9 protein-coding genes are annotated in these 8,682 nt (G+C 66.9%); 6 read left to right on the forward strand and 3 right to left on the reverse strand.

Annotated features, from left to right (window positions below):
* Nucleotides 1-64 precede the first annotated feature (64 nt).
* Nucleotides 65-1,057 (forward strand): sigma-70 family RNA polymerase sigma factor, encoded by a 993-nt coding sequence (locus AB0J09_RS15460; protein ID WP_360690327.1) that lies wholly within the window; start codon nt 65-67, stop codon nt 1,055-1,057.
* Nucleotides 1,058-1,098: 41 nt separating this feature from the next.
* On the opposite strand, the gene AB0J09_RS15465 is transcribed toward AB0J09_RS15460, so the two are convergent.
* A complete protein-coding gene (locus AB0J09_RS15465; RefSeq protein ID WP_360690309.1) occupies nt 1,099-2,568 on the reverse strand; it encodes a hypothetical protein in 1,470 nt (489 codons plus the stop codon).
* Nucleotides 2,569-2,788: 220 nt separating this feature from the next.
* On the opposite strand from AB0J09_RS15465, the gene AB0J09_RS15470 reads away from it, so the two are divergent.
* From AB0J09_RS15470 to AB0J09_RS15480, 3 genes are all read left to right on the forward strand, one after another.
* Nucleotides 2,789-3,082 carry a hypothetical protein gene (locus tag AB0J09_RS15470; RefSeq protein WP_360690311.1) on the forward strand — a complete coding sequence of 98 codons (294 nt, stop codon included), beginning with the start codon at nt 2,789-2,791 and terminating at the stop codon, nt 3,080-3,082.
* Between the two features lie 128 nt (nt 3,083-3,210).
* Nucleotides 3,211-4,302 carry an FAD-dependent oxidoreductase gene (locus AB0J09_RS15475; protein WP_360690313.1) on the forward strand — a complete coding sequence of 364 codons (1,092 nt, stop codon included), beginning with the start codon at nt 3,211-3,213 and terminating at the stop codon, nt 4,300-4,302.
* A 26-nt stretch (nt 4,303-4,328) separates the two neighbouring features.
* The gene (locus tag AB0J09_RS15480; protein WP_360690315.1) at nt 4,329-5,951 is read left to right on the forward strand and encodes a thiamine pyrophosphate-dependent enzyme; all 1,623 of its coding nucleotides are present in this window, start codon (nt 4,329-4,331) and stop codon (nt 5,949-5,951) included.
* Between the two features lie 2 nt (nt 5,952-5,953).
* Here AB0J09_RS15480 and AB0J09_RS15485 read toward each other — a convergent pair whose 3' ends face one another.
* Both AB0J09_RS15485 and AB0J09_RS15490 read right to left on the reverse strand, forming a co-directional pair.
* Nucleotides 5,954-6,103: a cell division protein CrgA gene (locus AB0J09_RS15485; protein ID WP_360690317.1), complete on the reverse strand. Its 150-nt coding sequence runs from the start codon at nt 6,101-6,103 to the stop codon at nt 5,954-5,956.
* 636 nt (nt 6,104-6,739) lie between these two features.
* Entirely contained in the window at nt 6,740-7,018 is a 279-nt protein-coding gene (locus tag AB0J09_RS15490) for a hypothetical protein (RefSeq protein WP_360690319.1), read from the reverse strand.
* A 165-nt stretch (nt 7,019-7,183) separates the two neighbouring features.
* Between AB0J09_RS15490 and AB0J09_RS15495 the strand changes: the two genes are divergently transcribed.
* A complete protein-coding gene (locus AB0J09_RS15495) occupies nt 7,184-8,248 on the forward strand; it encodes a DUF6745 domain-containing protein (protein ID WP_360690321.1) in 1,065 nt (354 codons plus the stop codon).
* A 10-nt stretch (nt 8,249-8,258) separates the two neighbouring features.
* On the forward strand, nt 8,259-8,682 hold a 424-nt coding region (locus AB0J09_RS15500; RefSeq protein WP_360690323.1), incomplete at its 3' end, for a hypothetical protein.

The following is an 8,682-nucleotide window of genomic DNA, read 5'->3' on the forward strand; positions in this document are numbered from 1 at the left end:
CAACACCACGTTCGACCGGGCGGACGGTGGGCGGGCCCGCCTCGGTCGACCGACCGGGGCGACGATGACGCCAGACAGCGACGTCTTCGTACGGCTGACCTCCCCATATCGGCCGGAGCTCCTGGCCTACTGCTACCGCATGCTCGGCTCGGTCCACGACGCCGAAGACCTCGTCCAGGAGACCTATCTGCGTGCGTGGCGCTCGTACGAGGCGTTCGAAAGCCGGGCGTCACTGCGCACCTGGCTCTACCGGATCGCGACCAACGTCTGCCTCACCGCACTCGAGCACCGCAAGCGCCGGCCGCTGCCGTCGGGCCTCGGCGGTCCCGCCGACGACCCCGACGCCCCTCTGGCACCGCCACCGGAAGTGACCTGGCTCCAGCCCTTCCCCGACCGGCTGGTCCGCGCCGGCTTGGACGATCCCGCCGCCGTCGTCGTGGCGCGGGCAGGTCTGCGGCTCGCCCTGATCGCCGCCCTGCAGTATCTGCCCCCGCGCCAGCGCGCCGTCCTCATCCTGCGCGACGTACTGGCGTTGCGTGCGGCAGAGGTCGCCGAGTTGCTCGGCATCTCCGTCCCCGCGGTCAAAAGCATCCTGCAGCGCGCTCGAGCCCAGCTTGGCCAGGTGGCACCCTCTGAAGACGACACGACCGAGGCCTCCGGCGCGCACCAGCGGGAACTGCTGGATCGTTATGTCGCGGCCTTCGAGAACGCCGACATCACGGCCCTGATGGGGCTGTTGACCGAGGACGCCGTCCTGGAGATGCCGCCCACCCCGACCTGGTTCGCCGGGCGCGAGTCCGTCGGCCGGTTCTTCGGGTCCAGGGTTCTCACCGTGCCAGGTGCCTTCCGGATGGTGGCGACCTCGGCCAACGGGCAGCCCGCGGCCGCCATGTATGGGCGCGGCCCGGACGGCGTTCATCACGCACACGCGGTGATGGTCCTCTCGGCCTCCGACGCGGGAATCACACAGATCGTCGCGTTCCGCGACCCGGGCCTGTTCGAACTTTTCGGACTCCCCCAGACACTCGGCCCCGCGCCGGACGGGCCGACGCCGTGACGGTTATGACAGCCGGGCTGACGGCCTCGACCAAGCGCACCTCATTGTTCGTCCGGCCCGAACCGTGGGCGAACTTCGGTGGTCTGCCCCGCAAGAGCTCCTGACAGTTGTGGGACCAGGTCGGGTGCCTTGGAGAACCGCGCCCTGGCGCGGTCGTCACGAAAGCCCTTCGCCAGAACCTGTGCTCGGGTGAGGAGTTGTGTGGTCAACGCCACCAGTGGGGGCGTGATCAGGTAGACGGCCACCGCCAGGCCGTACAGCAGGTACGCATACTGCCCCGGGGTCACCGCCTGGGCATGAATGAACGGGACCCAAAGGGCGCTGAACTCAGGCGTGTAGTAGCACAGCGGGGCTTCGAGGTAGGTGCCGGTCGGCGTCAGGCAGACATCGCGGGCGGGGACATCGCCGAAGACGGCTCCGTTCAAACCAACCCAGAGAGAAAGGACGAGTGCCAGCACTGTGATCGTGTTCGCCAGGATGGACGAGTCCTGGCGGTGCAGGCGGACGGCGAGTGCCAGGCATGCGGGCAACGAGGCGAACAGAAGGTAGCGGGGCCCGTAGAAGGTCGACCCGCTCCACGACCAGTAGGTGGAGTAGAGCAGGACCAAGCCCACCACGAACGCGATCCACATGCGGTAGAGCGCTGTCAGATCCGTGGCGGCGCGGCCGGGAAGTGCCGCAAGCCTGCGGCGTACGGGCAGGAACAGTCCGGGTGCGAAGAACAGCAGTCCCTTCCCGAACGACAACAACAGTGACAGAAGGCCGAAGAAGATCGGATAACTGAGCCCGGGCTGACCCGAGAACGGCATGATCGTTCTAGGGCCTCTGTCGTCGCCGTATCCGCTTTCGAAAGGGTCGCCCCTGCGGATCCAGGCCTCGAGCAGGACGACCGCCACCGCGGCGACGAATGCCACCACCAATCGGAGTCGCCGCGTGTCCCAGATACGTTGGGCGGTCAACAACATCATGGCGGGCAGGGCGGCGGGGGCATTGGCGACCCCGAGCACGATCGCCGTCCACCCTCGGCGTTTGGCGACCAGACAGACGGTGCCGATGCCGACCAGGACCGCCGTGAACACTTCGCTCCAGTAGAAGAGCAAATGATTGGTGAACATCGAGGCGAAGGTCAGCAGCAGGAAGAAACGGCGAAGCAGACGGCGCGACACGTGATTGCGCAGCATCCGATAGAAGATGAACAACCCAAGGGCGAAAACTGCAGTGTTGTACTTTTCGCACCACCATTCCGGGGACTGGTATATTTTGCCCAGCAGCCAGAGCGGGGCCGAGAACAACGGGCCGATCAGCGAATACTTCTCCTTGCTCAGCTCTCCCTTGGTCAGCAAGTCCGACAGGTATACGAAGCGCCACCCGCCGTCACCCCAGAACAAGGCATGTGGCAGCAGGAAGGCCATTCCCACGAGACCGCCAATGATCATGCCGATCTCGAGCCGGGCGATCACCTTGGACTCGCGTACGTTCGAATTGGTGAAATAAGTGGCTATGTTTGGCATACAAGGTTCCTTTCATCCCCGGGACCACAGAGAATTCGGTCGCCGACCACGAATCGAGGATGAATGACCGAAGCAGCCCGTCTGCGACGCTGAGCGCAAAGTGTCGTCTATCGCTTCGCCTGATCGGTGACAGGCAGGCCGAGCAGCGGTTACGCCGGGAGCAGGTGCTGCGGATCGGCTCCTATCCAGCCGATACCGGCTTGCCCTACATTGGCTGATCTTGCGGATCGGATTGGGGGCGATCATGGGACAGTGGCTGGATCCAGCCGGGATCTCGACGGAACGCCTGCTCGTTCGGGCGAGCACGCGTGATGACCTGCCTGCGATGGAACGTACGTGGCTGGACCCGGAGGTTCGTCGTTATCTGGGTGGTCCGATCTCCGCGGAGATGCTGGAGCGCCGGCGGCAGCTGCGGCCGGGGCGCGGCATGTTCACCGTCACGCTCCATGACGCCACGGTGGCCGGCTTCTGCCATTACGGGCGTACGGAGCGGCGTATCCCTGAACGGAAATAGCTGCCTAGTGGACGGTCAAGCCCTCGGATACGATGCAGCCATCACCCGTGGCGGAGGGTAAGCGTACGGACGGACCGCTTTCCCGGAGACGCGACGTAATTTGAAGGTCGACGATGTCATCCAGCCGCATGGACGCAGTTCCCAATCTGCCGACGCCGGATTTCACCTTCGACCCCAATGCGCCAGGCGCGTGTCTCGCCGGAGTCAGACCATACCGTAACGGTTCTTTTCGGCTCGACGCCGAGACGGTGTCCGGCAGGTTCGTCGTGCACAATTACGGCCACGGCGGTGCCGGCATCACGCTGAGCTGGGGTTGTGCGGCCAAGGTGAAGGAGCTGGTCCAGAAACGCATCGCCGTGTCGCATGACACGGAGGTCGCGGTGCTCGGCGCCGGCGTCATGGGGATGACCGCCGCCACCTTGCTGCTCGGCCTCGGCCTCAATGTCACCATCTATTCGGACCGCAACCCGGTCGAGACCACGTCGTTCAAGGCCGGGGGCCATTGGGCCGTGTCCGTCATCGCGTACGCCGGGAAAGAGCAGGAGCTCAAGGACATACTCAAAACGTCCTACCTGACCTTCAAGAACAGCATCGGCCAGGGTTTCGGCGTCTCCGAGCGCCCCAACTTCACGCCGAAGCCCTCACCCAATCTCGACGTGGTCCAGCAGCTCGTGCCGGGACTGCTGCCGCCGCGCGTCCCGCTGTCGCGCATGCCGTTCGAGGGGCACACCAAGCCCGGGTTCAGGTATCAGACGTTGCTCGTCGAGCCGCCGATCTTCCTCCCACGGCTGGAAAGCGACCTGCGGGCGCACGGCGTCACGTTCGTGCACCGGAAATTCGTCAGCAAATCGGACGTGTTCACGTCGCTGACGCAGAAGATCATCGTTAATTGCACGGGGCTCGGCGCGAAGACGCTGTGGAACGACTCGAAGATGATGCCCATCAAAGGGCAGCTCGCGATGTTGCCGGCACAGCCGAACCTGCAATATCTCTACGGCCAGGACGGCTACATGTTCCCACGCGCCGATCACGTCGTCATCGGCGGCACGTTCGAAGAGAACGTGGACAACGAGCTGTTCGACAAAACAGTGTGCAAGGGCCTGGTCCAGCACATAGCCGCGCTCTTCGGCAAGGCGGTGCCCCGGCCGATGCCGGACATCCACATCCACCACCCGCGCAACGCGGCAATGGTCAATCCGGCGATGCCGGTCCGCGTCTGATCCAAGGCCCACACGGGAGCGTCACCATGGCCTTCACCGTCGCCGACTACATCCTGACGCGGCTGAGCCAGCAGCAGGTCAACACGCTTTTCGGCGTGCCGGCCGCCTTCTGCGCGGCGTTGTTCGACGCGGTCGGCCCCCACGGCGTCAAACCGGTCGTCACCGCGAGCGATCTGGAGGCCGGTTACGCGGCCGACGGGTACGCGCGGACGAAAGGCCTGGGCGCCGTGGCGGTCGCCAACGGGGTCGGCATGCTGAGCATGATCAACGCGATTGCCGGCGCCTTTGTCGAGCGCAGCCCGGTCGTCGTCATCAATGGCGGCCCGAACACCGCCAACCTCAACAACCTCAAGGACTTCGACGTCCTGTTCTCCCATTCGACCGGCCAGCCGGACACGGACCTGGCCGCGTACAAGCTCGTCACCGCGAGCGCGGCGCGCGCCGCCAAGGCCTCGGAAGTGCCGGCCGTGGTCGACAACGCGGTCGCGACCGCGATCAAGAAGAAGCGGCCGGTCTATGTCGAGATCAACAGGGATATCTGGAATCTGGCCTGCCCGATGCCGGCCGGGCCGCTGCCGGTCGCCATTCCGGCGGCGGGCACCGAGCAACAACTCGCGACCACGATTGTCGGACTGATCCGCGCCGCGACGTCGCCGGTCATTCTCGTCGGCACCGAAATCCAGCGTTACGGGCTCGCCGGGAAAGTCGCCGAGTTGATCGCCAAGCTCGGCGTACGCTGGTCGACCGCGCTGCTCGCCAAGTCGGCGCTGCCCGAACAGGGCAACGGATGGGTCGGCGTCTACGCCCCACCGAATTCGACCCCGGCCGCCACGAACGCCGTCGAGCACGCGGACCTGCTCGTGATGCTCGGCTGCGTGTTTCCCAGCAACTACGCGCCGTTGGTGACAACCGCCGGCAACCGCATCGTCTCGGCCTATGACGGCAAGGTGAAAATCAAGGGCGGCTCCAAGCAGAATGCGGAAATCGGCGCGCTCGTGGCGGCGCTCGTCACCGAGGCCGCGAAAGCAGCGCCGAAACCCGTGCCCGTCGGGGTGGACCCACCCGCGCCCGCGCCGGCTACGGGCCCGTTGACCTACCGGCAGGTGTTCGAGCGCATAGGCGTTGCGCTGGACGATTCCTGGCTCGTGGTTCCCGACACGTTCCTTGGCGTCGCCTCGGCCGCGAACCTGCCGGTGAAAGGGCGCGATTCGTTCATGTGCGGCGCCGTGTGGGCCTCGATCGGGCATTCGGTGGCCGCCGCCGTCGGTGCTTCGTTCGGGTCGAGCAGGCGGCCGCTGGTCATCTGCGGCGACGGCGGCTTCCACATGACCGCGCAGGCGCTGTCCACGCTCGCGCGGTACGCGCGCAACCCGGTCGTCGTCGTCATCGACAACGGCATCTACGCCTTCGAGCAGTTCCTCATCGACGACGCCTATTTCGGCAACCCCAGCGCGCAGCCGAAACCGTACGTGGTGCTCAGTCGGTGGGACTTCGTCAAATTCGCCAACGGGCTCGGCGTGCAGTCCGCCCAGTCCGTCAACACCGCGGCGGCGTTCGATCTGGCGCTCAGCACGGCGAAGGCGTCCAACGCCCCGGCCCTGATCGTCGCGAAAGTCGATCCGCACGGCCTCCCGGCCGAACTCGCGTGAGCTCACCCTGATGGGCGCCGTACCGCCAGGTCCAAGCCGAGGACCACGAATACGAAACCAACCAGGAGGTTCAGGTTCCCGAGCACCGCGAACGGGGCTTCGCCTGGCGCGAGGTAGTAAATGGCGGCCCAGACAATGCCGGTGATCCACATAAGGGTGCCGAGCCAGAACCGTAACCGGCGACCGGGCTGCGGACTGACGGTGACATCACGGCTTGCCGGGTCTTTCGCTGAGGTCTTCCCACCTCCGCAGGTTCCTCTTGCGCAGGTATGCGCTCCTGAGTGCTATCCCCGGCCACGCGGCCCGGCGGGCGCCAGCCGACCTCGATCCAGTGAACGTTCCTGTCCGGCGGCGCCGTCGCGGCATTGCGGACGAAACCGAAGCGGTCCGCGGTGTCGGTGCCGCGCTGATTGGGAGCGGGCAGCCCTTTCCGGTGCAGCCGGAAAGGGCTGCGAAGGTGGGAGTAGATCGTGTTCAGGGTGAGCAGCGAGGCTTCCCCGGGGATCCCGGTGCGGACCAGATCAACCAGCTCGCCCGTGAACGCGGTGAGGGAGAATGCCTGCTCGTCGAGCGGTGGCACGCGGGCCGTCAAATCGCTGGCGGTCAGGGTGTACGCGCCCCGGACATCCGTGTAGTCGGCGACTCCCGAGCCGGACAGCGCCGTGATCGCACGGCCGGCGTAGCAGCAGTCCAGGATGACCACCCGCACGCGTGCCGGGTGATCGAGGAGTAGCCGGCGGACTCGTTCGTACTCCAGGAAATGACCGTGGCGTGAAGTATTCCCCCGTTCAGAGCACGCCCAGCTCGCCGAGCGGGGTGCGCCAGTAGTCCTCGTCGAGCGGCCTGCTCTGGAGCATGGCTTCCGTGTCGGCGCGGGTGCGGTCGAGGTCGGCGGCGGCATGCAGGATCTTGTTGAAGGTCTTGAACGCCTCATCGTCCCCCGGCTGCATCCTGCTGCGGCGGATGCGCTCGTACCAGTATTTCTGCTCCTCCTCGATCCGGGGCAGGAGCTCGGCGCGGGTGAGGGCGCGCGCTTCCTCGATGGTGAGCCGTTTGAAGCCCGACATGGGTTCATTGTGGCGCGGTAGTTCCGGCAACGTGAAGGGGCTGGGATTCGGCGCGCCGGACTCCCGGACCACGGGCGCCTTCCGGGCAACGGGTAGACATCTCCGGGCCCGATCTGTCACTCTTTCCAACATGATCGTGAGAAAGGACGACGCCACCCTGATCCGGTGAGCGATCTCGTGCAGCGGGAAGCTGCCGCCATCCGCGAACAATGGCTGGGCCAAGCGCTCTCGACGCTGCCCGCCGACCGTCCGGCCGCAGAGGCCGCCATCTCCGAGCTGTACCGCCTGATCGGGCTCCCTCCACCCCGCTTCCGCTGGGTCCCGTCACCCGTCGCAGGTCTGACGACCGTTCCGCCAGGGGCACGGATCCGCGAGTCCGTCGAGCGCATGGCCGATTGGCCGGTGCCCGGCCGGTTCGCGGCACTGGTGCGGGAGCTGCGCAAGGAGCTCGACGCGCGGATCAGACCGGCTCAAGATCCCATCGACCGGCTCATTCACCAGAATGTTCTCTTTCCGCTATCCCGATCGGTCAGCACCACGCTCGTCCCGCCGCTGCAGGCCGCGCACGACGGGCCGTTCCGCCAGGACTGGTACGGGCTCCAGCACTGGGTCGTCCGCTACGACGCTCTGCGGCGGGTGGCCGGTGTGGCGTTCACCGGCCCGCAACTGGAGCGGCTCGGGCTGTGGGCGACCTTGGCCGGGTCGTGCGGCTGGTGGTGGCCCAGGGAAAGTGTCTGCGTCGTCTCCGAGCGGCCGGTGGCCATACACACCGAGGTGTGGGGCGACGACGGCGAGGTGCGGCTGCACTGCGCCGACGGTCCGGCGGTGCGCTACGCGGACGGCTGGGACCTGCACTACTGGCACGGGACGCGGGTGCCGCCCTGGGTGATCACGGATCCGGACGTCCGGCGCATCGCGGACGAGGCCAACGTCGAGGTCAGGCGGTGCGCCATCGAGCACCTCGGCTGGGCCTCCTACGTCGAGCGAGCCGGGCTCCGGCTCGTCGCCTCCGCGCCCGACCCTGGCAACCCCGGCTCCGAACTGCGCCTTTACGACATGCGCAAGGGCACCAGAGTGCTCCTGGCGGTCAACGGGTCCGTGGAGCGCGACGGGCGCCGCCGACGGTACGGGCTGACCGTGCCGGGCTTCCTCGACGACCCGATCGACGCCGCCGGTTGGACCTACGGGCTGTCCGCCGCGCAGTACTCCCTGCTTCTCCGCCGAACCTGAGGTGAACACCATGACTGTGACTCTCGCCACCCTGACCCAGCAGACCGGACTCGCCGTGCTCGACCATCTCGAGCAGTCGGTACGCATCCCCGTCGTCGACGGCCTCCAGGCCCAGGGCGACCTCATCGTCATCCCCCACTCCGTCGTAGCCGCATCCGTACGGGCCTTGTCCGACTCCCGCTGGCAGCCAGTTCCCCCGGAGGGCGTCGAGCTCCTGCGCGGCGCAGCCGGCGGCAACCCCCACACGCTCGTCGCCGATCCGGGCACCTGCCGGTGGACGACCTGGATCTCGGACCTGGACGGACTGGCGATCGGCATGTTCGAGGCGTCGGCCGCCGTCTACCTGCTGCATCCCGAGCATGGGGGTACGGGGTGCGCGCCGGGCACGTACGTCGTGCGGCGCCAGCGCGAGCACGAGGGCCGCCGGAGCCGCC

The organism is Nonomuraea sp. NPDC049784 (assembly GCF_040659615.1).
Taxonomy (GTDB): Bacteria; Actinomycetota; Actinomycetes; order Streptosporangiales; family Streptosporangiaceae; genus Nonomuraea.